This window comes from Rhizobium sp. SVR5-9E, from assembly GCF_056755095.1.
In genome coordinates this window covers 18,340-43,582 of sequence record NZ_JBNDHS010000001.1, presented here as the reverse complement: position 1 = coordinate 43,582, position 25,243 = coordinate 18,340, and the positions used below count along the sequence as shown (strand labels likewise).

Sequence of the window (25,243 nt, the reverse complement as noted above, 5' to 3'; positions counted from 1 at the left end):
TCACCATCCATGATCACATTCTATATGTTTATCAGTAACTTTTAAGGAGCCTACAATAGGGGAAATTTTCGCAATAGGCTGGATGGCCGGTCAGATACAGTGCGTTCAGGAAGGAGCGCGCTGATGCGGATTGCATTTTACGCGCCGCTGAAATCTCCCAATCATCCCATCCCCTCGGGCGACCGCCTTATGGGACGGCTGCTTTTAAGAGCGCTGGAACTCTCCGGTCATTCTGTCGAGATCGTATCCGACTTCCGAAACTTCGCGCCGACGCCCGAGGCAGCTATGGCCCTTGAGGGCGAGCGGCAGGCGGAGCTTTCGCGATTGAAAGACAAATGGCGTCAAGAGCCAAGGCCGCATCTCTGGTTCTGTTATCATCCCTACTATAAATCGCCGGATCCCTTCGGTCCCATTCTGGCTGCGGAATTCGGCATCTCCTATGTCACGGCCGAAACGTCCTATTCCCCGAAACGCAATGCCACCGGCTGGGCGGCGTCGCAGGCATCGGTCGTTGCGGCAATACGGCAGGCAGCAGTCAACATCGCGCTGACCGAACGGGACAGGGCCGGCGTCGAGCAGGCTGTCCCTGAAGCTCGGTTTACTTCGATCAAGCCCTTCATCGACACGGCGCCTTTCGGAAATGTCCTGCTGCAGCCGGATTCCCAACGTCTCGTGACAGTCGCTATGATGCGGCCCGGCGACAAGATGGACAGCTATGCAATGCTTGCCCGCTCGTTGCGGCTGATCGAAGACAAGCCTTGGACGCTTGCCATTATCGGCGACGGGCCGATGCGGGCGCAGGTCGAGATGCTGTTTTCGGATTTCGCACCCGGCCGCATCGACTGGCTGGGAGAGCGGAGCCCGGCCGACGTCCCAGGCCTCCTCGGGACATCGGGCGTTTATGTGTGGCCCGGCTGTGGCGAAGCCTACGGTCTTGCCTATCTGGAAGCGCAGGCCGCCGGCCTGCCGGTCGTGGCGCAGCGGACCGGAGGAGTCCCGGCGGTGATCGAAGACGGCGTTACCGGCCTCTTGACCGCTGAGGGAGATACCGAACGCTTTGCAGCAGCGATTGCCGGGTTGTTGCAGGATCAAGAGCGGCGGCTGGCGATGGGCGCGGCAGCACGGCGTTTCGTGCTGGAGGAACGATCGCTGGAGATTGCCGCCCGGGAACTGGGCAGGATATTGAACGTGTATGCAGGAGTCGGACCATGAGCGGCAATTCGGTATGGCAACCTCTCCACGAGGAGCTGGCGCGCTGGCAGGAAGCCGGTAAAGTGGCTCGGTTCTGGTGGCGGGATGACGATGCCATCGAGCCAACGGCAGCTCTGGAGAGATTGCTCGCCCTTTCCAGCGCCAATGATACACCGTTGACGATTGCAGTCGTTCCGGCAAAGACCGGTGGGGCACTTGCCGAGCGGCTGTCGGCTGCGGGCGGCGTCAGCGTCGCTGTGCATGGATGGTCGCATGAGAACCATGCTCCGCCGGGCGAGAAAAAACAGGAGCTTGGCGGACACCGATTGGCGGAAGTGGCGCTGGGTGAGCTCTATAACGGGTTCTTGACACTGCAGCGCCTGCATCCGGATCGGTTCATTCCCATGCTGGTGCCGCCGTGGAACCGCATTGATCGAGGCTTCATCCCCAAGCTTCCGGCACTCGGTTTCGAGTGCATGTCCGCTTTCGGGCGTGTGGATGGAAAAACGTCAATCCCGGTCCTCAACACGCATATCGACGTCATGGGACGTGGAGCGGACCGAACCAAACCGCGCATCGGGCGGCCACATGAGGAACTTGTGAGCGAACTGGTGGCGGAACTGCAGGACCGGTTCGAAGGACGCCCCGAGCCGATTGGATTGCTGACGCATCATCTGGCGCATGACACGATGGCCTGGGAATTCACCGAAGCGCTGCTTGCCGAGACTAGCCGCCACAGTGCTGTCGCGTGGCATCCGGCAGCAGAACTCATGAAGGCTTAGGACCTGTCTTAGACTTCAACGACCTGATTGTCGCGAGCAGCGAATGCCCCGGGAAATGCCGCCTGAGCGTCCTTTTCCATCTGGCCGAGCTGTGCGTCAGTGCGCGACGGCGCGTGATGGAAGAGAGCAAAACGCTTCGTCCCGGCCATTTTGGCGAGTTCAGTGCCATGCTGCCAGGTCGAGTGGCCGAAGCCCTTGAAACGCTGCATCTCGTCTTCGTTGTAGGTGCAATCGTAGATCGCGAAATCGGCGTCTTTCATCAATTCCAGGCACACCGGGTCGTAAGCGCCCGGAACGTGCTCGACATCGAACACCAATGCCACGACGCGGCCGCCCCACTCGATGCGATAGCCGATGGCGCCACCGGGGTGGTTGAGCATGTACGTCTTGATCCGGATGCCGTCGCGCGGGGAAAGCGCGTCACCCGCGTGAAAGTCGCGGAAGTTCATCGTTGCCTGGCAGATATCCGTCTTGACGGGGAACCACGGCGGGCTGATGAACTGATTGACCATTTCCTTGGTGCTCATCTTGCCGTCGAGATGGCCGGACCAGATATCGACATTGATCGAAGGATAGTAGATCGCCTTGAAGAACGGCAGCCCGATGATGTGGTCGTAGTGGCAATGCGTAAAGAACAGGTCGACGTCCATGACGCCTTCATTGATCATGGCGAGTCCCGCCTCGCGAAGGCCGGAGCCAGCGTCGAAGATCATCCGGTGGTCGCCGCAGCGTATCTCGATGCAGGAGGTATTGCCGCCGTAGTGATCGAATTCGGGACCCGAAACCGGGATGCTGCCGCGTACGCCCCAAAATTTTACCTGGAAAAGATCGTTACTCATGGTTCTTCAAAATCGGGCTCCCGCAAGGCTCTATCGTAATCATAGTTTGACCCGGATGCGAAGCGCGTAATTGGGGGAGCTCTGTTCCGTGTATTTTCCAAGACTAAGAGGAGAACGATTAGATTTTCCTAAGGCTCTCGCACCTGCATGGTCCGCAATCGGATATGGTTTGCTTTCCGTAAACGGAAGTATCGCAGTCTTGCAGGGTGGCGGACATTTCATTCCTATTAAGTGGCAATTCCGGCCAGAAAATGCAAATCCTCGCGTTTTAATGTCCCTTGCGCGCCGGCGGAGATGGCCGTCGGTCGATGCTTGCGGATCAAAGGCTGGCCGTGATGCCGCCATCGACCATCAGCATATGGCCGTTGACGAAGGACGAGGCGTCCGATGACAGGAAGACGGCGGCACCCACCAGCTCTTCGACATTGCCCCAGCGACCTGCGGGCGTCCGGTTCTCCAGCCAGGATGTGAATTTTGCATCGTCCACCAGAGCCTGATTGAGCGGCGTCTTGAAATAGCCGGGCGCGAGCGCATTCACCTGCAACCCATGCTTTGCCCAATCCGTCGCCATGCCGCGCGTCAGGTTTTTGACAGCGCCTTTGGTCGCCGTATAGGGCGCGATGCCGGGCCGGGCGAGCTCCGCCTGCACGGAGGCTATATTGATGATCTTGCCGGCGCCGCGCGCAATCATCGCCTGCGCCACCGGTTGGCTGACGTAGAAGATGCTCGAGACATTGGTCTTGAAAAGCTCGTCCCACTTTTCAACCGGAAAGGATTCCAGTGGCGCACGGAACTGCATGCCGGCATTGTTGATGAGGATGTCGATCGGGCCGATCTCGCTTTCGATATAGGCAATGCCGCTGCGAGCGGCTGCAGCATCGGTAACATCGAAAGCCGCACTGAGGGCATGGAAGCCTTTTGTTCTGATCGTTTCCGCCGCTTCCGAGGCCTTGTTGGCATTCCGGCCATTGATGACAACGGATGCGCCGTGTTCGGCAAGGCCGAGCGCCAGCGCATAGCCGATGCCTTGGCTTGAGCCGGTCACGAGCGCGCGGCGGCCGGTGAGATCGAACAGGGGAAAGGACAAGCGGAGCTCCTCTTTGCTGAACCCGATTGAAATGGAGTTGCCGGATCAATGCAAGTCACGGCTTTGACGCCAGCCGCTTCAATCTGCTATTTCCGGCCCCGAGCGAGGAAAACGATCATGCACATCCGCAACGAAACCGAAGCCGATATCCCGGCAATCCGGGCGCTGGTGAGCGATGCTTTTGCCGGCATGGCCTACAGCAGCCAGACCGAGGCGGCAATCGTGGATGCGCTACGCCGGAACGGCATGCTCTCCGTGTCGCTGGTCGCCGAAGAGGAGAGCGTGATCATCGGCCACATCGCATTCTCACCGGTGATGATCGATGGCGAGGATTTCGGCTGGTATGGTCTCGGTCCGATTGCAGTAAGGCCGGCAAGACAGGGTCAGGGGGTTGGCAGCACGCTGGTGCGCGAGGGGCTTGCCGCCATCCGCAAGCTCGGCGCTCAAGGATGCGTGCTGGTTGGCGAACCCGGCTACTACGGTCGCTTCGGCTTCAGTGCGGACGGGCGCCTGCGATTTGCGGGCGTTCCGCCGCGGTATTTCCAGGCTCTGAGCTTCGATGGCGACATGCCCTCCGGCACGGTCACCTACGATGTGGCCTTCGACGCAACGAACGGGTGAGCGCCCACACAAGGCGGGCGCTCCTTACCCGTCTATGCCTTTGCCGGCCTCTCGACTGCCCCAATCTTGACGTCCGGATTGTCGTCGACGCCGCGTGCCTTCGCAACAAACGAGAATTTCTTTCTCACGCCCAGGATGGGCTTCTCGATCATATGCCAGGAAATGACGGCAACGCCCATGGCGGCGCAGATGCCGACGGCATAGAGCGCAATCGCTCCCGTTTTGGGGATCAGGAACAGGCCAGGTGCCAGGATGATCAAAATCTGCAGGAAGGGATCGTGATAGAGATAGACGCCATAGGAGTAGTCCCCCTTGTGAAACACTGAAGGCAGAGGCATGCGCGTCAGGCCGATAAATGTGGTGACATAGACGAGCGCCGGGATCACCAGCAGTCTGTTCGGAACGCTCTCGATGGAAGAGCTGCTCAACAGCAGCATCGCCAGAACGGCAATCACCAGGCTGGCGGCAAACAACGATCTGCTGTGCGGGACGAAATCTCGAAGCTGATAGGCCAGTATGCCTAGCAGGAAGGCGAAAACCAGCTGCGCGCCCCGGCTGACGAACAGCGTGCTGAGAACCAGGTTCACGCGATAGGGCAGCAGATGCCCGAAGAACTGGACGACGAGGCCGGCAACAATGAAGCCGACAGTCAGCAATGCCAGCTTCTGCCATGACTTGATGATCGATGTGATCATCAACGCCGACATGATCATGTAACAGAAGATTTCCCAGGGAACCGTCCAGAGCGCACCGTTGACCCGATGGGTCGGATTGGTTTCGAACACGCCTGGCAGGCTGTAGTGAATCCAGCCCATGATGTTGAGGAAGTATTTGTAGAAATCGGCGCCAAGAAAGTAGTCGTGCAAGGCAACGGTTGTTACCAGCGGGCCGATAATGAACGCGCAGACGACAATATCCACGGCAAGAGCCGGGACGATGCGCAATCCGCGGTTCAGAAGAAAGTTTTTCAGGCTCAGGCGCTGAGCGCTGCCGGCGATCAGAAATCCACTGAGCGCGAAGAACATCGGCACCAGCGCGTATTCAGCAAACCAGAGCGGGCTCGAGCGGAAAAAATCATCGTTGCCGGTCAGCAAAAACGAGTGTGAAAATACGATTGAAAAAGCCAAAGCAATTCTGAGGAAATCGAAACCTGGACCGAGACCTCTATGCGCCGCCAGGACGTGTCCGAATGTTTTCTGCATGTTTCCACCATCAACGTTCAGCCCGCCCAAGACATACTGCACTGCAGCATCCTTAACAACCCGAGAACTAGTACTTTTGGCTTATATGGCACACGTTGTGATTGTTTGACCCTGGCATAGCGGCCGCCGGCAGTCCGCAAGCAGCTAGAAAGCAAGGGAAAATTGACCGTCTGGCGGCGGATCGATGTCAGGAAATAAAACGTCCCTTCCGCCCTGTTGCGCGCATATTGAATGCTAGGGTTGCGACTCTGCCAAATGTTCGGATAGCACATCGCGGCATCATTGAGGCAGACAAGTGCACGGAGATGTCCGCAGAAGGCGGAAATGATGTCCGTTCTTTAGAGGTGCCGCGCGTAGGAGACTAGCGCGGTCCCATGACTTGCGATAGCGATGTTTGGAGCGGCTGACCCTTGGCGATTTGCTTGGATCCGGGCGTGGCGAAAAACGCGAGACTGAGAACCCCGCCGATCATTCCGATGACAATTGCGAGCATAAGCATCTTCACGCCGGTTTCCTGTCTTGTAGCCAATGGCCCATTCGCACCATAGCGTATTGCTTCCGATTTAGCCCCGTGAAAATGTAGATCGACGATATGCATTGGCGCACCCAATCGCTCTCGAAAAAGTCTGACAGTGCACACAACAGTACCGTTCCTCCGGTTTTGTGGATTGCCGACCTGCGATCGCGCCTGCTAGGCTCTCGCCTATCAACTTCACTATCCATTTCATTTGCTTTTTCGGGAGGCTCTAGCTGCCATGACGGATCTTGCTCAATCACTGGCGTCCATCAAGATACCTGATCTGAACGGCAAGGCGGTGCTGATCACCGGCGCGTCGACCGGCATCGGCGCGGCCCTTGCGCGCGCCTTTGCAGCGCAGGGCATGAAAGTCGGTATCCACTACAATGCGAGCCGGGAGCCCGCCGAAAAGCTTGCCGTTGAGATCAGGGCAACCGGCGCCACCGTGCATCTGATCCAGGGCGACGTTTCCAGGGAAGGCGAGACGGAGCGTGTCGTCGAGGAAACGGCAAAGACCTTCGGCCATCTGGACGGCCTCATCAACAATGCTGGCGGGATGCTCGGTCGCAAACCCACTTCGGAATATACCGACGAGCATTATGACCGGGTGATGAACCTGAATGCCCGCTCGGTTCTCGCCGCAACGCGCGCCGCCCATCCCTGGCTGAAGAAGCAGGGCGGCTTCATTATCAATACGACATCGATCGCCGCTCGAAACGGCGGCGGCAACGGCGCGATCCTCTATGCGGCCTCTAAGGGGTTCGTCTCGACGATTACGCACGGCCATGCGAAGGAGTTCGTGGCGGACCGCATCCGCGTCAATGCCGTGGCTCCCGGCGTCATCGCAACGCCATTCCACGAGCGCTATACCAATGACGAACAGATGGAGATGCAGCGTAAGACCATCCCGATGGGCTTTGTCGGCACCCCCGAAGATTGCGTCGGCGCCTATCTGTTCCTCGCGTCGCCCACGCTATCGGGCTACGTCACGGGCCAGATCATCGAGGTGAATGGCGGCCAGCTGATGCCCTGATCGGGCGGCCGACTACAGGAATTTTGCACTGCACAAAGGAACCTTCGGGTTCCTTTGACGTTTCAGGCTTGGGGCAAAAGCCGGTTGTCCTTCGAACGTCTGAAACGGATGCTTTATGTTAGAGCCCAAGCTCATCGCACTCGCCCTGCCTGGTATGCGCGTTCGCGCTATGCCCGACCTCATCAATTGACCGGGAAAAGGGATGGACGGAATCGACATGAGCTATTCCTTCTCTGAACTCGATTTCCTGAAGCCTGAACTGGGCGCCGAATATACCGGGTCGGGCACGCATTTCGCCGTCTACTCCGCCCATGCCGAGCAGATGGACCTCTGCCTCTTTTCCGAGGACGGCAAGAAGGAACGGGATCGCCTGCCACTGCCGAAGCGGGAGGGCGACATCTGGTCGGGTTATATAGCCGGCATAAAGCCCGGCACCGTCTACGGCTATCGTGCCAGCGGTCCCTATGATCCTCAGAACGGCCACCGCTTCAACCCGAACAAGCTTTTGCTCGACCCCTATGCCAAGCAGGTTGTTGGCGATCTCAAATGGGACGATGCGCTCTTCGGCTATGTAATTGGCGAAGACGATCTTTCCTTTGACGAGCGCGATAGCGCGCCCTTCACCATCAAGGGCGTCGTGCAGGATCCGGATTTCGATTGGGATGGCGACCAGGCGATCCGCCGGCCCTGGACGGAAACGATCATCTATGAAGCGCATGTGCGTGGCATGACCATGACGCACCCCAAGGTACCGGACCGGCTGCGCGGGACGTTCCTCGGCATGTGCAGCGATCCGATCATCGATCATCTGACGAAACTCGGCGTATCGGCGGTGGAACTGCTTCCCATCCAGTTTTTCCCGAATGACCGCTATTTGGAAGAAAAGGGCCTGACAAACTACTGGGGCTATCAGACGCTTGGCTTTTTCGCGCCGCAGTCGCGCTACATGTCGACCGACAAGATTACCGAGATCAAGACCATGGTGCGCAAGTTCCATGCGGTCGGCATCGAGGTCATCATGGATGTGGTGTACAACCACACGGCCGAAGGCAGCGAAAAGGGCCCCACGCTCTCGTTCCGCGGTCTTGACAATGCCAGCTATTACATTCTCTCGCCGGACGATCCCCGTCACACCTTCGACACGACGGGCACCGGCAATACGCTGAACGTCGCCAATCCCATGGTCATGCGCATGGTGCTGGACAGTCTGCGCTATTGGGTTGGCGTCATGCATATCGACGGCTTCCGCTTTGATCTCGCCAGCACGCTCGGCCGTCAGGAACTGGAGTTCGACCGGCAGGGCATTTTCTTCAGCGCCATCCGGCAGGACCCGATCCTTGCAGGCGTCAAGCTGATCGCCGAACCCTGGGATGTCGGCGAAGGCGGCTATCAGGTGGGCGGATTTCCGCATCCCTTCCGCGAATGGAACGACAAATTCCGCGATGATGTCCGCCGCTTCTGGAAGGGTGACGGCGGAATGGCTTCGGAGTTGGCGGAGCGCGTCGCCGGTTCTGCGATGCAGTTCAACCATTCGGACCGCGGCGTAACGTCCTCGGTCAACCTGCTATCGGCTCATGACGGCTTTACGCTGCTCGATACGGTCTCCTACAACGATAAGCATAACGAGGCCAACGGCGAGGACAATGCTGACGGCCATTCCGACAATCACTCGGACAATATGGGAGTCGAGGGTGCGACCGATGAAGCCGGCATCAACGATGCGCGGCTGAGACGGCGCCGCAATATGATGGCAACGCTGATGCTCAGCCAGGGCTTGCCGATGATCCTTGCGGGCGATGAGATCGGCAACAGCCAAGGTGGTAACAACAATGCCTATTGCCAGGATAATGAGATCGGCTGGATCGACTGGGGCGGTCTTGACGATCCTTTCCTCACCTTCTGTCAAAGGATGGTCGCCTTCCGCAAGGCGCATCCGGAGCTTCGGCAGGAGCGGTTCCTGACAGGAAAGACCGCAGAAGACGGGCGCATCGAAATTGCCTGGTACAAACCGGACGGCAATTTCATGGACGACGGCGCCTGGAACGACCCCGAACTGCGCGTGCTGACAGTCTACATATCCCGCAGCGTCGATGCGCCGGACACGGAAAAGATGGACGGCCTTTTCATGATCTTCAATGCGGGCGGCGATTGCGAGGTAAAGCTGCCGAGCGTGAACGGCATCAAGAAGTGGCAGCGTGTGGTGGACACCGGAGCCGATGACCCGTTCGAGGTACTCGAGCCGAAAAATCCGCTGATCGTTTACCGGGAAAGCATCGCCGCCTTTGCGCCTAAGGGGGCGACGGAACCGCCGAAGAATGCAACCCAGGCCGAACGCTGGCACTGGTTTAACTTCGGCCGCAGGAAAAAGTAACGAGTTCGACCGAAGCGATGAATGCGGAAGCGATAAGCGAATTGGGCCTTATATATGTAAGCGATACCGAGCCGGGTATTCGCAGACAGAGAAAAGGCAAGGGCTTTTGCTACCGCTTGCCGGATGGATCGCTGGTCTGCGAACAGGATCAGAGGCGCCGCATCGCCTCCCTCGGGTTGCCTCCCGCCTACGAGAACGTCTGGATCTGCCTTCAGGAAAACGGACACCTGCAGGCGACCGGCTTCGACGCCCGCGGTCGCAAGCAATATCGGTATCACAAGAACTGGCAATCCTTCCGCAGCGTTGCGAAATTCGATCAACTCGTCGAATTCGGCCAGGCGCTGCCCAAGATACGGCGACAGGTCTTGCGTGATCTTGATACCGGCGCAGACGATGTCCGCGGCATTCTTGCGGCTCTGACGACGCTGCTCGACGAAGCGCATCTTCGGGTCGGCAACCAGGCTTATGTCAAGGAAAACGGCACCTATGGCGCAACGACGCTTCTGAAACGGCACATCAAGATGACGGACGGGCGGATCGAGCTCAAGTTTCGCGCCAAGGGCGGAAAGCGAGTGCAGCGCAGCCTCAAGCATCCGCGGCTGCAAAAAATACTGGAAGAGATTGCCGACCTGCCCGGCCGCCAGCTCTTCGTCTGGAAGGATGAGACGGGAGCGCTGAAGCCGGTCGAATCCGGGCGCCTCAACGCTTATTTGGCGGAAATCTCCGGCATACAAATCACTGCGAAGACTTTCCGCACCTGGGCAGGTTCCCTAGCCGCCTTCGGCGCGGCACGGGCGGCGATAGAGATGGGCGAGCGCCCGATCGTGAAGGAAATGGCGGAGGCCTCGGCCGAAGTGTTGCACAACACGCCAGCCATCTCGCGCTCGAGCTATATTCATCCGTCGATCATTGCGCTCGCCGACAAGAACCGTCCTTTGCCCGAAAGCGAGATGCCGCCGGTGAGCGAACCTCTGCGGGGATTGCGGGCCGAGGAAAACCGGTTGCGTGACTTTCTTCTGCGGGAGGCCGGACTTTGGGAGGCGGCGGAGCGGAAGGCTTCATAAAAAAAGCCCGCGAGGGTGCGCGGGCTCTTGAGCTGACAGGAGGGTCCATCAAGCGGCGCGCTTCTCGTGGCGGCCTTCCTCGATCTCTTCGATGATTTTATTGACGAATGCTTCCAAGTCGTCAGGCGAGCGCGAGGTGATGATGCCATCGCTCGTTACGACTTTTTCATCCTTCCACGTCGCGCCGGCATTCTTCACATCGGTCTTGATCGACCAGTAGGAGGTTGCCTCCCGGCCGCGCAACGCATCAGCTTCGATCAGCAGCCACGGCGCGTGGCATATGGCGGCGACCACCTTACCGGACCTTACGAATTCAATGACGACGAGCATGGCATCGTCATTGATCCTGAGCTTGTCCGGATTGATCTGGCCGCCGGGCAAGACGATGGCATCGAAATCTTCGATATTCACGTCCTTCGCCTGCAGGTCGACGTCGACGCTGTCGCCCCAGTCTTTCTTGTCCCAACTCCTGATGCTCCCCTCCTTGATGGAGGCGATCTTGACCGCTGCACCGCGCTTTTTCGGTTCCTCATACGGGACGCGCAGCTCGGAACGCTCGTAGCCGTGGCCAGAATGAGGATCTTTGCGGAATCGATGGAAGGCATTGCGGATGTCCTTTCCCTCGTCTGTTGAATTGGGGATCAGAAAGCAGAACCGCTCGTGGCGCTGTTGGTTCCGACATTTTTGGAACAGGCGGAACTTGGCAGGGACAGAAGCTGTTATCGTTCCAGCTGAAGAGGAGGCTAGTAGATGGAGCCAGAAGCGATCCTGCTTGAGCCGAGCGGATTCGTCCCGAACAATCCCACATTTTCGCTGCTGCTCTATCGAGGCGTGCTGAGGAATGGTGACGGGGCAGCCGCTTTCGAAGCGCTGTTCGGACGAAACGGCTGGGGCAATATGTGGCGGAATGGCGTCTATCCGTTTCATCATTACCATTCGAAAACACATGAGGCGCTGGGCTTTGCTACCGGGAGCGCAAAGTTGATGCTTGGCGGACCATCGGGTATCGAGGTCGAGGTCCACGCTGGCGATGCTGCGATCCTGCCTGCAGGAATGGGACATTGCCGGATATCGGCCAGCAGCGATTTTCTGGTGGTCGGCGCTTATCCTCCGGGAGCCGACTACGATCTCTGCCGCGAAGCGCCGACGCCGGAGCAGTTGAAGCGGATACGCGAACTGCCGGCGCCTGAAACCGATCCCGTGACCGGGGCCAGCGGCGGACTGACCGCGCTTTGGCGCTGAAATATTGGAACTTTTCGGGCCGTTATCAGTTAAAGGGCTTGGATCAGGGAGAATCTTCAAAGGGCGCTCTCCAATGTCGTATGTCCGGAAAGTTGGTCAAAAGGCCAAAAAGCTCGATCCGCGCGATCGGCTGATCGTGGCGCTTTATGCGCAGGTGAAGGCGGAGCGCGAAACGCGCGAAACCCTGGAATGGGTCATCCGCAACGGTGGGCTCTCCGAAGAGGTTCTCGAAGCGATCGCTTCCGATCCCGTGAGACCCGTTACCAGCGACGATCTCGCCTCCGTCGAAAAGATCATCGCACTCGACGAGCGCCGCAAGCGCGCTTCGCGCGACGACGACTGAGAGAGGAGTGGATTATGGTCGACATCACCTATCAGATCGTGCCGCATGACGAAGGCTGGGCTTACAAGCTTGGCGACACGCTTTCGGAAACATATGCTACGGTGGAAGAGGCGATCGATCACGCCAAGCGTGCCGCATCCCGCCAGAAGATTGGCGGTGGCGACGCGACCTTGGCTTTCCCGGCGCCGGGTGGCGGCTGGAAGTTCGTGCCCCTTGCGACAGACAAGAGCGGCAGTCGGCTTTGACCTGAGGAGACGAGCATGGCGGCGCGAGCAAGCTGGAAAGGTCACCTGAAGATCGCCGATCTTAGCTGCGCGGTCGGCATCTATTCTGCGGTCTCTGCTTCAGACCGGCTCTCATTCAACATCGTCAACCGCAAGACCGGCCATCGTGTCGAGCGCCAGTTCGTCGACAGCGAAACGGGCAAGCCCGTGGAGCGCGACGATCAGGTGAAGGGATACCGCACGGAAAACGGCGAGTATATCGTCATCGAGGGCGACGAGATTGCCGGCATCATGCCGGAAAGCGACAAGGTGATGGATGTCGAGGGCTTCATCCCCCTCGACGAAATCGACAAGCTCTTTTTTGACAAGCCTTACTATCTCGCTCCGGTCGACGAGCATGACGAAGAGGCGCTTCGGCTGATAGCCAGAAGCATGCAGGAGAACAACGTCGCGGCGCTTGCCGAAGCCGTGCTCTTTCGGCGTAACCGTAAATTGCTGCTCCGCGCCCGGGAAGATTGCATCGTCGCGACGATGCTGCACTTCGACTATGAGGTTCGCGCCGGCTCGTCCGTCTTCAAGGACATTCCCGACATCAAGTTCGACAAGGAAATGCTCGAGCTTGCCGGTCACATCATCGACACGAAGAAGGGCAAGTTCAATCCGAGCGAATACGAGGACCGCTACGAGGCGGCGCTGACCGAATTGGTGAAGGCCAAGATCGAGGGCAGGGAGCTGCCGAAGAAGAAACCCAAGCCGGAAGGTAAGGTCGTCGATCTCATGGAGGCACTGCGCCAGAGCGCCAAGATGAGCGGAACGAAAGAGCCGGCAAGGAAGAAGGCGCCGCCTGCTCCTTCCGCTAGCCGCCGCAAGAAGGCGAGCTGAGCATGGCGCTAGAAGCTTACCAAGCGAAGCGCAACTTCAAGCTCACGCCAGAGCCCAGAGGTGCCAAAGGCCGGAGCAAGGGAAACAGCTTCGTCATACAGAAGCACGACGCCACACGGCTGCACTACGATTTCCGCCTGGAGATGGATGGCGTCCTGAAGAGCTGGGCGGTGACCAAAGGACCGAGCCTCAACCCGGAAGAGAAACGGCTTGCGGTTCATGTCGAGGATCATCCGCTTTCCTACGGAGATTTCGAAGGAACCATTCCCAGAGGCCAGTATGGCGGCGGGACGGTCATCGTCTGGGACCGCGGCACCTGGACCCCGGTCGGCGACCCGAAGAAGGGCTATCAAAAGGGCCATCTCGAATTCGAACTCGATGGTGAAAAGCTGAAGGGCCGCTGGCATCTGGTGCGGATGCACGGGCGGCCCGGTGAAAAGCGCGAAAACTGGCTGCTGATCAAGGCGGAGGACGCCGAGGCACGCCATGACCGCAAGGACATTCTGAAGCAGCGGCCGGAATCGGCAAAGACCGGGCGGCGGCTTGAAGAGGTCGCAAAGAATCCGTCGGATACCTGGAATTCCAAGCCAAAGGGCGGAAGGGCCGTGCCGGTGAAAGCCGCTCCGAAAAAGGCCGAGCCCCAGGCACACGATTGGCCAAAAAGTGCCAAGAAGGCGGCCATGCCGGATTTTGTGGAACCGACGCTTGCCAAGCTGAAGCCAAAGCCGCCCGCCGGCGACGACTGGATCCACGAAATCAAGTTCGATGGCTACCGGCTGCAGATCCGGGTCGAAGACGGCGACGTGAAGATGCTCACTCGCACCGGGCTCGATTGGACGAAGAAGTTCGGCACGGACATCGTCGAGGCGTTCAAGGGATTGCCCATCCAATCAGCGATCGTCGATGGCGAGCTCCTGGTCGAGCGCGATAACGGCGCCTCGGATTTTTCCGCACTTCAGAGCGATCTGAGCGAAGGGCGTTACGACCGCTTCGTCTTCTATGCCTTCGATCTGCTGTATCTCGACGGCTACGATCTGCGTGGCGTGGCTGTTGTCGAGCGCAAGCGTCTGCTCGAAAAGATGCTGCCTGGCGGAAGCGACAAACTGCGTTACAGCCAGCATTTCAATGAGAGAGGCGGTCTGGTTCTGGAGCACGCCTGCAGGCTGAGCCTTGAGGGCGTCGTCTCAAAGCAGCGCGACAGCACCTATACTTCCGGCCGCGGCGGCGAATGGATCAAGTCAAAGTGCTCGCAACGGCAGGAATTCGTCATCGGCGGCCATGTGCCCTCGACCTCGATGAAGAATGCCATCGGCTCGCTGGCGATGGGTTATTACGACAATGGCAAACTGAAGCACATCGGGCGGGTTGGCACCGGTTATACGGCGGCGATGGCGCACGAGCTTTATGAGCGGCTCTCGAAGATCGAGCAGGAGGAGAATTCCTTCGACGATACGCTGACAACAGAGGAGCGGCGCGGTCTCGTCTATGTGAAGCCGGAGCTTGTCGCCGAAGTGGAGTTCCGTGCATGGTCCGCCGATGGTAACCTGCGCCACGCCGCTTTCCGCGGGTTGCGCGAGGACAAGCATGCGAAAGAGGTAGGGCGCGAGATGGAAAAGACCACCGGGGAAAAAACCGCCGCAAAAGACCTGCCGAAATCGTCCGTTACTCTCACGCATCCGGACCGCATCTACTGGCCGGACGTCGGTGTCACCAAAGAGGGGCTCGTCGATTATTACGCGCAGGTCTGGCGTTCGATCGCGCCGTTCGTCGTCAATCGTCCCCTGGCGCTCGTGCGCCTGCCGGACGGCATCGAGGGGCACCAGCGTTTCTTCCAGAAGCATGCCTGGAAGGGCATGAACCAGAATATCGAACAGATCACAGACCCGAAGGATAGAAGCGGCGAGAAGCTTCTGCGCATCACCGATTTCGATGGAATGGCGGCGCTGGTGCAATCGGCCGTCCTGGAGATCCATCCCTGGGGTGCGACGACCGACAACTGGGAGAAGCCGGACACGATGACGATGGACCTCGATCCAGGCGAGGAGGTCCCCTGGGAGAATGTCATCGCAGCGGCTCAGGAGATCAAGGCGCGTCTCGAAGCCGAAGGGCTTGCCGCCTTCGTCAAGACCACAGGCGGCAAGGGGCTGCATGTGGTGACGCCGCTAAAGCCGAAGGCCGGCTGGGCGGAGGTAAAGGCGCTTGCCAAACGGCTGGCGGACTCGATGGCGGCGGAAGATCCCGACCGCTACATCGCCAAGGCGACGAAAGCCGAGCGCAACGGCAAGATCTTCATCGACTACCTGCGCAATGGCCGCGGCAGCACGGCGGTTGCCGCCTATTCGACGCGCGCCCGCCCCGGAGCGCCGGTCTCCATGCCGCTGGATTGGAGCGAGCTCACCGGTGAAATAGGCCCGGCCTATTTCACCGTGGCCAACACGCCCGCGCGTGTCGACGCCGTGCCGAAGGATCCGTGGGCCGGTTTCTTCGATGCGGCAAAGCCGCTGGAGAAGAGGAAACGGTCATGAGAGGCAGCACCGCTGAGCCAGCGTCAGATGGCGGCTGGTACGCGCCTGTCGAGCGTTGCCGCACAAATTGCTGCTGCGAGCGCGAGTGACGCGGGGACCAGCAATACGCCGAGCAAGACATTGAAGCTCGCCGAACCGTCAAGAACCGGACCGGCAATCGCGGCGATGACTGCACCACCTCCGACGCTCATCGCCGCTACCAACCCTGCCGCGGTGCCTGCCAGATCGGGACGCACCGAGAGCACACCGGCATTGGCGGCGGGCATTATGAGCCCGTTGCCTATACCGATGAATATGCAGGCTCCAAAGAAGGCAACAACCGGCGTAACGCCGACGGCCGACAGAGCCCCGCCGGCCAACAGGCCCACGCAGGTCAGGAAGCGCCCGGCGACGAGAACGCTGCCGATTCGCATTCGGGAGGCATATCGTCCGGCCAGATAGCTGCCCAGTATGAAGCCGGCGGGCACCATGCCCATGCAGAGGCCAAGCCTGGCACTCGATCCGCCGAGCGCCTCTCCCGCGACCAGTGGCGCGCCGCCCAGAAAGACATAAAGCGTCCCCATCGAGCACGCCATGCACAGGGCATAGAGCCAGAAACGCTGCGAACTCAGGAGCTGCCGGTACGAGGAGAAATACGCGGGCCTTCGCCTCGATGGATCGGTGGTGCTCTCCTTTATCTCGCTGATGGCCAATGCCAGTGCCGCGATGCCGAAAACCGCAAGGAGAACGAAGTTCGCCCGCCATCCGAATAACTCCTCCACCGATCCGCCAATCGTGGGCCCGATCATCGGCGCAATAGCCCAGCCCATGGCGAGATATCCGAATTTGCTAGCGGCTTTGTGCCCGCCGGACGTTTCCTTGATGATGACCAGTGCGATCGAGAAACATGTCGCGATCGAGGCTTGCAGCGTCCGAAAAAGCAGAAAGACGTATATGTCGTTCGCCATGGCGCAGCCGAGCGATGCCAGGACGAAGGCGGATAACGCCGCCAAGACGACCGGCCTACGGCCATACCGGTCGGAAAGGGTACCGCCGACGATTTCCGCCAGCGCGGTGAGGGCCGCATAGGCCGCCACCGTCAGGTTGACCAAAGCAGCGTCGGCCTCAAAGGCCGAGGCAATCTCGGGCAGGGACGGCAGAATCATATTCACGGGTAGAACGGATAGCGCCGTGAGCAGTATAAGGGTGCCCAGTCGGGGTGGTGTGGCTGCCTCGTTTGCGCGTGCAGCCGACGGTTCGGATTCGGTTTCGCCGGTCATCGTTTCGTTTCTCGTTTGCCAGGAGGGTGAAAGTTCCAACGGGGCCGGCCTGAAATCCGGGCAATAAAAAAGGCCCCGTCAGGAGCCTGCTTACCGCGCATGGGTGCTTTCGCCAGATAGCTATGCCATCGTGCCCATGCGCCCTATCACCACTGCGAGAAACATCGCGATTGTCATGCCCTAGAGCTACCGGCAAACGTGCAGGGGGTCAACTGGCGATTGAGTGATTTTCTGAGAGAGGGGCGGATCAGATCCGCCCCCTCCGATCATCAAGCAGCCTTCGCCACATCGCCATGCGGGTCGAGCACGAACTTCATGGCGGCTCCGTGGTCGAAGCTCTCGTAACCCTGCGGGGCATCCTCGAGCGAGATCACCTTGGCGTTGACGATGTCGGCGATCGGCAGGCGGTCGTGGAGGATTGCCTGCATGAGCTGGCGATTGTACTTCAGGACAGGCGTCTGGCCGGTGTGGAAGGACTGCGCCTTTGCCCAGCCGAGGCCGAAACGGAGCGACAGGTTGCCGTGCTTGGCGGCATTGTCGACAGCGCCGGGGTCTTCGGTGACGTAAAGGCCCGGAATGCCGATCGAGCCGGCGGCGCGGGTTATCTCCATCATCTGGTTGAGAACGATCGCCGGCTGCTCGCCGCCGGAATGACCGCGGGCCTCGAAGCCGACGGCATCAATCGCGCTGTCGACCTCATTGGTGCCGACGACCTGGGCGATCATGTCGCCGAGGCGGTCGCTCTTCGAAAGGTCGATGGGCTCGAAGCCCACCTTGGCGGCATGCGCCAGGCGATCCTTGTTGAAATCGCCGATCATCACGACAGCAGCACCGAGGATGCGGGCTGAAGCGGCAGCGGCCAAGCCGACCGGACCGGCGCCTGCGACATAGACCGTCGAGCCGACGCCGACGCCGGCGCGCACCGCGCCATGGAAGCCCGTCGGGAGGATATCGGAGAGCATCGTGAGATCGCGGATCTTCGCCATCGCCTGGTCACGATCGGGAAGTTTCAGCAGATTGAAATCGGCGTAAGGGATCATGACGTAGCGCGCCTGTCCGCCGACCCAGCCGCCCATGTCCACATAACCGTAGGCGCCGCCGGCGCGCGACGGGTTGACCGTCAGGCAGACCCCGGTGTCCTGCGATTTGCAGCAGCGGCAGCGGCCGCAGGCGACGTTGAACGGCACGGAAACAATATCGCCGACATCAAGCATCTCGACGTCGACGCCCTTCTCGATGATTTCGCCGGTGATTTCGTGGCCGAGAACAAGGCCCGGCATGGCAGTCGTGCGTCCGCGGACCATATGCTGGTCGGAGCCGCAGATGTTCGTTGAAACTACCTTCAGGATGACGCCGTGTTCGATGCGGCGGCCATCCGGTGCCTCCATTTTCGGATCGTCGATGTCGCGGACATCGACCTTGCCAGGCCCCAAATAAACGACGCCTCGGTTCTTGCTCATTTTCATCTCCTCCATTGAAAATGTTGCCAGCCGCGCACGGCATCCTCCCGATGCGAGCTGCCTCGAACAGATTAGTGCAGAATGAAGGGCGCGCCGTTCCGTTTACGACGGTTTGGGGTTGGAAACGGCCGCCGCGCTCAGTGCGATTTAGGCGACCTTGGTTTTTCGTTTTCCGCGGCCAAACTCTTCTGCAAGGCATCCATGATGTTGATGACATTGCCGGTGGACTTGATGGCGGGCTGCTTCTTCGCCGGTGCAACCTTCTTCATATCCTTCAGCTTGTTGCGGATCATCATCTGGAGCTGCTTCTGGATCGGATCCTGGACCAAGGAAGGGCTCCATTCCTTGGTTTCTTCCTTCACAAGCTTTTTCATCATGGCGAGCACTTTGCTGTCGACCTTGGTGTCGAGGTCGACATTCCAAGCCGGCTCCCGGACTTCATTGCCGTAGTGCAGCGTCCACAGAATGATACCCTTGCCCTGAGGCTCAAGCAGCACGGCTCGCTCGCGACGGTAGAGAACCAGCCTCGCGATGCCGACGACATTGTTGGCCTTCATCGCCTCGCGAATGACACAGAAGGCTTCCGTGCCGACCTTGTCTTCCGGCGCCAGGAAATGCGGCTTGTCGTACCAGATCCAGTCGATCGAGCCGCTTGGCACAAAGGTGTCGATATCGATCGTGCGGGTGCTTTCAAGCCCGACCTCGTCGAGTTCCTTGTCTTCGAGGATGACATAATCATCCTCTCCCTTCGGATAGCCCTTGGCCTGCTCCTTGTCGGAGACTGCGCGATGGGTGACGCTGTCCACATACCGGCTCTCGACCCGGTTCCTGGTCTGGCGGTTCAGAACATGGAAGCGAACCTTGTTGCTCTCCGTGGTAGCCGGCGTCAGCGAGACCGACGCGGTGACGAGCGAGAGCTTGAGATAGCCTTTCCAGAATGCTTGCCGCGCCATGACTAGTCTCCTCAAGCCGCCTTGTCGAGTTCGGGATAGTACCGGAAAATACCGTCTTCGTTAAAGGGAATGCGGCGCTCGGATTTCAGATAGGCGGCGATGTTCGGGCGCGCGGCCACGGCATCATGCAAGGCAGACAGCACCGGATATTTCTCCTGATAGCCGTCCATCGCCTTCGGGAAGGCGTAGTTCAGGCCTTCGATGATCTGAAAGAGGGAGAGATCGGCATAGGTGAGGGCGTCACCGAGGACGTGTTTCGCGCCCTTCGGATTCTGTTGCAGCACGCGTTCAAAGTAGCCGAGGAATTTCGGGATGCGCTCCTTGATGAACTCGGCAGAACGGGCTTTTGCCTCCTCTTTCTGATCCTCGTAGTAGAGCGAGGTGGCGATCGGGTGGTGCGTATCATGCACTTCGGCGACGAAGTCCGTGATCGTCAGCTGCAAACCATTCAGCACGTAGCGGAGCCCCTCGTCCTTCGGCGCGAGGTTCAGCTTCGGGCCGAGATAGAAGAGGATATTGGCGACATGCGAGATGATCAGCTCGCCGTCCTTCAGGAACGGCGGAGCAAATGGAATGTGGGACTCGCTGCTGCTGCGCATCAGCCGCATCATCGCGCCGGTTCCGCGGCCGGGGCCGGATTCGCGCGTGACGTCGATATAGGCTGCGCCGACCTCCTCCAGTGCCAGGCGGACGAATTCGCCGCGGCCCTGGATGCCGTTCCAATAATAAAGCTCGAATGCCATCCATCCCCTCAGTGTCTGGGCTCGCGGCCGAAATCCTTCCGCAATTCGTCCTTTGCCTTTTCAAGTGTGCCCTTTTGTTTCTTCGTCAACTGGTCGCCGGCGCGATTGATGTAGAAACTCAGCATCGACATGGCGGAGCGAAAGGGGCTCGACTTGCGGCGGTGGCTCTCTTCCGCCGATTGCTTGACGGAGTGAGCGATCTTCTTGGGATCGCTAGACTTGAAGACGCCTTCCTTGAGGTCCATGGCGTTGCTGTGTTCGGTCACATCTTGCGACCATTTCTTTTTCGTCGCCTTGGTCATGGAAAAAACTCCTTGATCGAAGAACGGCATGCCGTTTCAGTGATGGGTATGCTGCTCGTGGCGCTTGCGCGTTGCCGCAGCCTTTTTCGCGGATGCGGACCGTTCCGTTGCCGAGCGGGACGCGGATGCAGCGCCGCCCTTGCGGCCGCCTTTTTCAGAGGATTCGTGTGTATCCTTCTTGCCGCGGCCCGAACCGGACTTGTTCCCGCCGCCACTTTCCTTGTTCACCGTGGCCCAGGCTCGACGCTCCGCTTCCTTTTCGGAAACTCCGCGCGACTCGTAACCTTCCTCTATGTGTTCGGCCTTACGCTTCTGCTTGTCCGAATAGGCTGATTTGTCACCTCTTGGCATGATCTCACTCCTCTTGGCTGCCAAGAGGATCAACCCTGCAAAACCGGGAAAAGTTCCGGCGAACAGAAGCAGCCGCAAATGCCGGGTATGCCGAAAAGGGAGTTTGAGACGTTGGAGGGTTGCCTTAGAGGCTAGCGGCCAGAGCGCCGATGCAGGATAGCGAATGACTTGCTGAGATCAACGAGCCGGCCTGGCTTGGCAGAGTTTTCAGGAAATACGAAGCCGACCAGATTGTCGATTGCCAGCACGAGACCCAGCGCGAGAGCCAGATAAAGAAAGGCAGCGAAGGACAGGATCAGCATCTCTTAAACCGGCGCTATAAACATGTAGCAACCCGCTACGATCAGGGACAGGAGAATGGCGTTGAAATAGCCTCTGTTCACGGCATGCCTCCCATTTTTGCCATCAACCGCCGAGGCAAAAATTGGTTCCACGATTTGCCGCCATGTACCGATATTTTTCGGGAGGTCCCACGCAGTCGTCTTCATTCAGCTGACCAATCCCCCTGAGTCATCTGTTGTACGACCATAAAGTACAAGTAATTCAAATGTATGACACTCTCTCGGACGCCGCCTTCGCAGCGTCCGCGCGGGTAGAATTCAGCATCGAATGTGTTCAGGCCGATTTAGGGCTGACGGCCCGTTTTGGAGCCGGCTTTTCGCCGCTCTTGGTGGCAACGCTCTTGGCCTTTGCGGCTGCTGTCGCGCTGTTCTTTGCGCCAGCTGTCGGATTGCGCTTTGCCTTGCTCTTGACTTCTGACCCATCCTTGGACGCGGCAGAGCGTTCGAGCGTTTCACGCTCTTTCCTCGCTTTTTCCCAATGTATTGAATCGCGCCCGGTAGGATGTCCCTCTTCTTCCCAGAGGGAATATGCGCGCTTTTTAATCCACTCTTCTCGAGTTTCGGTCATCGCTGATCTCCAGTCCCATCCTGCCATCAAACGCTAGACTGGTTGCGATGGTTCCAGAGGAAAGGGTGATATTCAAGAGGAATTTGACACGCTGCATGGTATATTTTTGCGCTGCAGCATAAATAGGCAGTCAGGTGCTCTGAAATGCGGCAGCCTGCTCTAAATCGAGCACGAATTTCTTCCGGTTGGCGAGGGCATCGTCCTCATCGCGGATACGCAAGAGATAGGACGGGTGGATGGTCACAAGAACCGGTGGATGGTTCGCCAGCCGAAGAACATGCCCCCGCTCGGGGGTGAGCTTCACTTTGGGACCGAGGAGCGAATAAAGCGCCGTGGCGCCCAACGCGACGACAAGTTTTGGCTGCAGGATCTCGAGTTCTGCGCCGAGCCACCAGGCGCATCGCTGGATCTCCCCGGCATTGGGCTTGGAATGCAGGCGCCGCTTGCCGCGCTGCTCGAACTTGAAGTGCTTGACGGCATTGGTGACGTAACAGCGGGACCGATCGACCCCCGCCTCGTCGAGGCACCTGTCGAGCAGAAGTCCGGCTGGCCCGACGAAAGGCTTGCCGGCGAGGTCTTCCTTGTCACCGGGCTGCTCCCCCACCAGCACGATCTCTGCTGTGGCCGGACCTTCGCCGAAGACGAGTTGGGTCGCGTACTTGTAGAGGTCGCAGCGAGTACAGTGCTTGGCCTGGGCCTTCAGCTCGTCGAGGTCTTTGGCGTCTGCGTTCTCCAGTGCGAAAGCCGGCCCGAGCTTCGGCGCGACATTCATCAGGCTTCCTCCTTTTGTCTTTGGCCTGAACCAATCCGGAAGAGGTTTGTTCCGGCACAGGAACAAGCCGGCACCTGGATCCTGATCTGCTGGAAATAACGATGCAAAAAATTTCGCGTTTCAGTCGAGCCGTGGCGATTTGAACGCCACCGCTTTGCCGTTATATCTTCTTCCAATGTTTTATCTCATATCGACCTACTGGCCGCATATTCTATTCGTCATATCGCTTGCTATGGGCGCCGCCGCGGCGATCCATGCCGCCATGACGAAGGAGGAGGTGCGCGCGGCCATCGGCTGGGTCGGCGTCATCATCCTGTCTCCCATTGTTGGAGCGGTGCTTTACGCCATCGCCGGTATCAACCGCATTCGCCGGAAATCGCTCAGCCTGCGCCGCGATGCTCTCCTACCTTCAGAGACTCTCGATGAGCTTGAGAGTTTCGATGCCGAGCCGGAGACCGTCATCAGCGGCTACGGGCGGCGCTTTGCGGCCTTGCAAACGCTCGGCGATCGCATCACCAACAATCCGCTGACGACTGGCAATACGATCGACGTCCTGGAAACCGGGGACGATGCCTACGCGGCAATGAAGGCCGCGATCGACACAGCCGAGCGCAGCATTCTGCTCGAGACCTATATCTTCGACCGTGACAAAGTCGGCATCGAAATCGCCGACGCGCTGATTACGGCGGTGAAACGGGGAGTGGAGGTGCGCGTGCTGATTGATGCGGTCGGTGCGCGATATTCCGTGCCGAGCATTCTCGGCTATCTCGGCGACGGCGGCGTGAGAGTTTCCGTCTTCAATGGCAATGTCATCATGGGCTTGCGGCTGCCCTATGCGAATCTCCGGACCCACCGCAAAATTCTGATCGTCGATGGACGCCTGGCGCTTACGGGCGGCATGAATATCCGCGAAGGATTCTCTCAGGCGTTTGTCGGTGACGATTTTGCGCACGACACGCATTTCGCGGTTACGGGTTCTGCGGTTGCCGATCTCTTCGACGTCGCGGCTGAAGACTGGCGGTTTACCACGGGCGAGGTTCTGAACGAGGAGGCGTGGCGAGTCGAGACGCCGGAACGCCGGCCGGGTGATCCCGTCTTCATGCGCGTCGTGGCGTCCGGACCGGACCGCAGCCTGGAGACCAACCATAAGATGCTCATGGGTGCGTTTTCCGTTGCGCGGAAATCGATCCGCGTCATGTCGCCCTATTTCCTGCCGGACCGCGAACTGATCAGCGCGCTGACGACGGCCGCCAGACGCGGCGTCGAGGTCGATATCGTCGTGCCGGCGGTCAACAATCTCCTGCTGGTCGATCGGGCGATGACGGCGCAATTCGACCAGATCCTCAAGAATTACTGCCGCATTTGGCGCGCTACCGGCAGCTTCAACCATTCGAAGCTTTTGACGGTTGACGGCGTCTGGGCCTATGTCGGTTCGTCCAATCTCGACCCTCGCTCGCTTCGGCTGAATTTCGAAGTGGATCTCGAAGTGCTGAACGAAGGCTTTGCGACGGAAATCGACGAGCATATAGACGAGATGCTCAAATCGGCGGTGCCGGTCACCTTGAAAGGCCTGCGGGCGCGGCCTTTCCCGGTGCGCCTTGTTGAAAAGATTCTGTGGCTGGGATCGCCTTACCTCTGATTTTTTGTCAGCCTAAACCGTGGCAAGTTTCTCTGTTCGGCCTATACTCCCCGGCTTAGCCATTTTGGATCAACGGAGCACACGCAATCTCCGATGCATGCCCGAAAAGACAATCTCCCCGCCAGCATTCTGACGTCGATCCGCAATCGGAAAAAGCGGCTTGATGCCGTGCTTGCAGAGGCAAAGCCTCGATCCGAGGGCACACTGATCGCCTCGTACAACGTTCATAAATGCGTAGGCGCCGACAGGCGCCGCGATCCTGAGAGGACAAGCCGCGTAATCCACGAGATCGGCGCGGATGTGATCGCTCTCCAGGAGGCCGATACACGTTTCGGCGAACGCACCGGTATCCTTGACCTGGCGCGGCTTGAGCGCGAGACAGGGCTTATTCCGGTTCCGATTTCTGGCATGTCAAAGGCGCACGGCTGGCACGGAAATGTCGTGCTTTTCAAGAAAGGTTTGGTGCGCGACGTGCACCAGATCAAACTGCCCGGTCTTGAGCCTCGTGGTGCGTTGGTCGCGGAACTGGTTTTGGAGAACGGCGGAGAGCTTCGCATCATTGCCGCGCACTTCGGGCTTTTGCACCATTCGCGTGCACGACAGGCGCAAATGCTGGTCGAGCTGATGGCGGATCGTACGGAGGTGACGACGGTTCTGCTCGGTGACCTCAACGAATGGCGGCTGGGCGACCGCTCGTCGCTGAACACGCTTCAATCCGCTTTCCACTCGCAACCCGCTGCCGTTCCGAGTTTTCCGGCACGCCTGCCTGTATTGGCACTCGATCGCATCATGTCAAATCGCAAAGGCGTGCTCACCGCGGTCGAGGCACACGATACTCCGCTCGCCCGCGTTGCCTCCGACCACCTGCCCATCAAGGCGGTTCTCAACCTGAAGCGCGTGGAAGAGCTGACGGCTTGATCCTGATCTGCAGC

Annotated in this window: 26 protein-coding genes and 1 pseudogene; 13 read left to right on the top strand and 14 right to left on the bottom strand. The window is 59.2% G+C overall.

The annotated features are described in order from the left end of the window. The first annotated feature begins 123 nt into the window (after positions 1 to 123). Both ACPYOJ_RS00240 and ACPYOJ_RS00235 read left to right on the top strand, forming a co-directional pair. Positions 124 to 1,212: a glycosyltransferase family 4 protein gene (locus ACPYOJ_RS00240; RefSeq protein WP_481414435.1), complete on the top strand. Its 1,089-nt coding sequence runs from the start codon at positions 124 to 126 to the stop codon at positions 1,210 to 1,212. Continuing rightward, positions 1,209 to 1,973, top strand: a complete 765-nt coding sequence (locus ACPYOJ_RS00235) for a polysaccharide deacetylase family protein (protein ID WP_481414434.1) — start codon at positions 1,209 to 1,211, stop codon at positions 1,971 to 1,973. The genes ACPYOJ_RS00240 and ACPYOJ_RS00235 overlap by 4 nt, the downstream gene beginning before the upstream one ends. Positions 1,974 to 1,981: 8 nt before the next feature. Here the strand turns inward: ACPYOJ_RS00235 and ACPYOJ_RS00230 are convergent, their stop codons facing one another. Further along, on the bottom strand, positions 1,982 to 2,812 hold the full coding sequence (locus tag ACPYOJ_RS00230) for an MBL fold metallo-hydrolase (protein WP_481414433.1): 831 nt from the start codon (positions 2,810 to 2,812) through the stop codon (positions 1,982 to 1,984). A gap of 319 nt (positions 2,813 to 3,131) precedes the next feature. Beyond that, the gene (locus ACPYOJ_RS00225; RefSeq protein WP_481414432.1) at positions 3,132 to 3,899 is read right to left on the bottom strand and encodes an SDR family oxidoreductase; all 768 of its coding nucleotides are present in this window, start codon (positions 3,897 to 3,899) and stop codon (positions 3,132 to 3,134) included. Between the two features lie 117 nt (positions 3,900 to 4,016). Between ACPYOJ_RS00225 and ACPYOJ_RS00220 the strand changes: the two genes are divergently transcribed. Then, entirely contained in the window at positions 4,017 to 4,520 is a 504-nt protein-coding gene (locus ACPYOJ_RS00220; RefSeq protein WP_481414431.1) for a GNAT family N-acetyltransferase, read from the top strand. A gap of 32 nt (positions 4,521 to 4,552) precedes the next feature. Here the strand turns inward: ACPYOJ_RS00220 and ACPYOJ_RS00215 are convergent, their stop codons facing one another. Together ACPYOJ_RS00215 and ACPYOJ_RS00210 are read right to left on the bottom strand one after the other, a co-directional pair. Then, positions 4,553 to 5,722 carry an acyltransferase family protein gene (locus ACPYOJ_RS00215; RefSeq protein ID WP_481414623.1) on the bottom strand — a complete coding sequence of 390 codons (1,170 nt, stop codon included), beginning with the start codon at positions 5,720 to 5,722 and terminating at the stop codon, positions 4,553 to 4,555. A gap of 361 nt (positions 5,723 to 6,083) precedes the next feature. Continuing rightward, on the bottom strand, positions 6,084 to 6,227 hold the full coding sequence (locus ACPYOJ_RS00210) for a hypothetical protein (RefSeq protein WP_481414633.1): 144 nt from the start codon (positions 6,225 to 6,227) through the stop codon (positions 6,084 to 6,086). A 250-nt stretch (positions 6,228 to 6,477) separates the two neighbouring features. On the opposite strand from ACPYOJ_RS00210, the gene ACPYOJ_RS00205 reads away from it, so the two are divergent. The 3 genes from ACPYOJ_RS00205 to ACPYOJ_RS00195 all read left to right on the top strand — a co-directional run bounded on the left by ACPYOJ_RS00205 (position 6,478) and on the right by ACPYOJ_RS00195 (position 10,707). Further along, a complete protein-coding gene (locus ACPYOJ_RS00205; RefSeq protein ID WP_481414430.1) occupies positions 6,478 to 7,272 on the top strand; it encodes an SDR family NAD(P)-dependent oxidoreductase in 795 nt (264 codons plus the stop codon). A gap of 217 nt (positions 7,273 to 7,489) precedes the next feature. Next, positions 7,490 to 9,643 (top strand): glycogen debranching protein GlgX, encoded by a 2,154-nt coding sequence (glgX, locus tag ACPYOJ_RS00200; protein ID WP_481414622.1) that lies wholly within the window; start codon positions 7,490 to 7,492, stop codon positions 9,641 to 9,643. 17 nt (positions 9,644 to 9,660) lie between these two features. Beyond that, on the top strand, positions 9,661 to 10,707 hold the full coding sequence (locus ACPYOJ_RS00195; RefSeq protein ID WP_481414429.1) for a DNA topoisomerase IB: 1,047 nt from the start codon (positions 9,661 to 9,663) through the stop codon (positions 10,705 to 10,707). A 48-nt stretch (positions 10,708 to 10,755) separates the two neighbouring features. Here ACPYOJ_RS00195 and ACPYOJ_RS00190 read toward each other — a convergent pair. Then, a pseudogene (locus ACPYOJ_RS00190) lies at positions 10,756 to 11,312 on the bottom strand (type 1 glutamine amidotransferase domain-containing protein). Between the two features lie 145 nt (positions 11,313 to 11,457). Between ACPYOJ_RS00190 and ACPYOJ_RS00185 the strand changes: the two are divergent. From ACPYOJ_RS00185 to ligD, 5 genes are all read left to right on the top strand, one after another. Then, positions 11,458 to 11,949, top strand: a complete 492-nt coding sequence (locus ACPYOJ_RS00185; protein ID WP_481414428.1) for a cupin — start codon at positions 11,458 to 11,460, stop codon at positions 11,947 to 11,949. A gap of 73 nt (positions 11,950 to 12,022) precedes the next feature. Next, positions 12,023 to 12,292, top strand: coding sequence for a hypothetical protein (locus ACPYOJ_RS00180; protein ID WP_481414427.1), 270 nt, complete (start codon positions 12,023 to 12,025; stop codon positions 12,290 to 12,292). 14 nt (positions 12,293 to 12,306) lie between these two features. Then, positions 12,307 to 12,537, top strand: a complete 231-nt coding sequence (locus ACPYOJ_RS00175; RefSeq protein WP_168829997.1) for a DUF2188 domain-containing protein — start codon at positions 12,307 to 12,309, stop codon at positions 12,535 to 12,537. Between the two features lie 15 nt (positions 12,538 to 12,552). After that, positions 12,553 to 13,398, top strand: a complete 846-nt coding sequence (gene ku / locus ACPYOJ_RS00170; protein WP_481414426.1) for a non-homologous end joining protein Ku — start codon at positions 12,553 to 12,555, stop codon at positions 13,396 to 13,398. A gap of 2 nt (positions 13,399 to 13,400) precedes the next feature. Next, entirely contained in the window at positions 13,401 to 15,923 is a 2,523-nt protein-coding gene (ligD, locus tag ACPYOJ_RS00165) for a DNA ligase D (protein WP_481414425.1), read from the top strand. 23 nt (positions 15,924 to 15,946) lie between these two features. Here the strand turns inward: ligD and ACPYOJ_RS00160 are convergent, their stop codons facing one another. From ACPYOJ_RS00160 to ACPYOJ_RS00120, 9 genes are all read right to left on the bottom strand, one after another. Beyond that, positions 15,947 to 17,182 carry a multidrug effflux MFS transporter gene (locus ACPYOJ_RS00160; protein WP_481414424.1) on the bottom strand — a complete coding sequence of 412 codons (1,236 nt, stop codon included), beginning with the start codon at positions 17,180 to 17,182 and terminating at the stop codon, positions 15,947 to 15,949. A 269-nt stretch (positions 17,183 to 17,451) separates the two neighbouring features. Beyond that, on the bottom strand, positions 17,452 to 18,642 hold the full coding sequence (gene fdhA, locus ACPYOJ_RS00155; protein ID WP_168830001.1) for a formaldehyde dehydrogenase, glutathione-independent: 1,191 nt from the start codon (positions 18,640 to 18,642) through the stop codon (positions 17,452 to 17,454). A 137-nt stretch (positions 18,643 to 18,779) separates the two neighbouring features. Continuing rightward, entirely contained in the window at positions 18,780 to 19,595 is an 816-nt protein-coding gene (gene ku / locus ACPYOJ_RS00150) for a non-homologous end joining protein Ku (RefSeq protein WP_168830002.1), read from the bottom strand. An 11-nt stretch (positions 19,596 to 19,606) separates the two neighbouring features. After that, a complete protein-coding gene (locus ACPYOJ_RS00145; RefSeq protein ID WP_481414423.1) occupies positions 19,607 to 20,338 on the bottom strand; it encodes a glutathione S-transferase in 732 nt (243 codons plus the stop codon). Between the two features lie 8 nt (positions 20,339 to 20,346). Continuing rightward, positions 20,347 to 20,640, bottom strand: coding sequence for a DUF3175 domain-containing protein (locus ACPYOJ_RS00140; protein ID WP_481414422.1), 294 nt, complete (start codon positions 20,638 to 20,640; stop codon positions 20,347 to 20,349). Positions 20,641 to 20,676: 36 nt separating this feature from the next. After that, on the bottom strand, positions 20,677 to 20,991 hold the full coding sequence (locus ACPYOJ_RS00135; RefSeq protein WP_481414421.1) for a plasmid stabilization protein: 315 nt from the start codon (positions 20,989 to 20,991) through the stop codon (positions 20,677 to 20,679). 131 nt (positions 20,992 to 21,122) lie between these two features. Beyond that, positions 21,123 to 21,293, bottom strand: coding sequence for a hypothetical protein (locus ACPYOJ_RS00130; protein WP_481414420.1), 171 nt, complete (start codon positions 21,291 to 21,293; stop codon positions 21,123 to 21,125). Between the two features lie 313 nt (positions 21,294 to 21,606). Continuing rightward, positions 21,607 to 21,900 (bottom strand): DUF2934 domain-containing protein, encoded by a 294-nt coding sequence (locus ACPYOJ_RS00125; protein ID WP_481414621.1) that lies wholly within the window; start codon positions 21,898 to 21,900, stop codon positions 21,607 to 21,609. 130 nt (positions 21,901 to 22,030) lie between these two features. Beyond that, positions 22,031 to 22,672: a UdgX family uracil-DNA binding protein gene (locus ACPYOJ_RS00120; RefSeq protein ID WP_481414419.1), complete on the bottom strand. Its 642-nt coding sequence runs from the start codon at positions 22,670 to 22,672 to the stop codon at positions 22,031 to 22,033. 175 nt (positions 22,673 to 22,847) lie between these two features. Here ACPYOJ_RS00120 and ACPYOJ_RS00115 point away from each other — a divergent pair, with 175 nt between their 5' ends. Both ACPYOJ_RS00115 and ACPYOJ_RS00110 read left to right on the top strand, forming a co-directional pair. Next, on the top strand, positions 22,848 to 24,311 hold the full coding sequence (locus tag ACPYOJ_RS00115) for a phospholipase D-like domain-containing protein (RefSeq protein ID WP_481414418.1): 1,464 nt from the start codon (positions 22,848 to 22,850) through the stop codon (positions 24,309 to 24,311). 93 nt (positions 24,312 to 24,404) lie between these two features. Beyond that, a complete protein-coding gene (locus ACPYOJ_RS00110) occupies positions 24,405 to 25,229 on the top strand; it encodes an endonuclease/exonuclease/phosphatase family protein (protein WP_481414417.1) in 825 nt (274 codons plus the stop codon). The last annotated feature ends 14 nt before the right edge of the window (positions 25,230 to 25,243 follow it).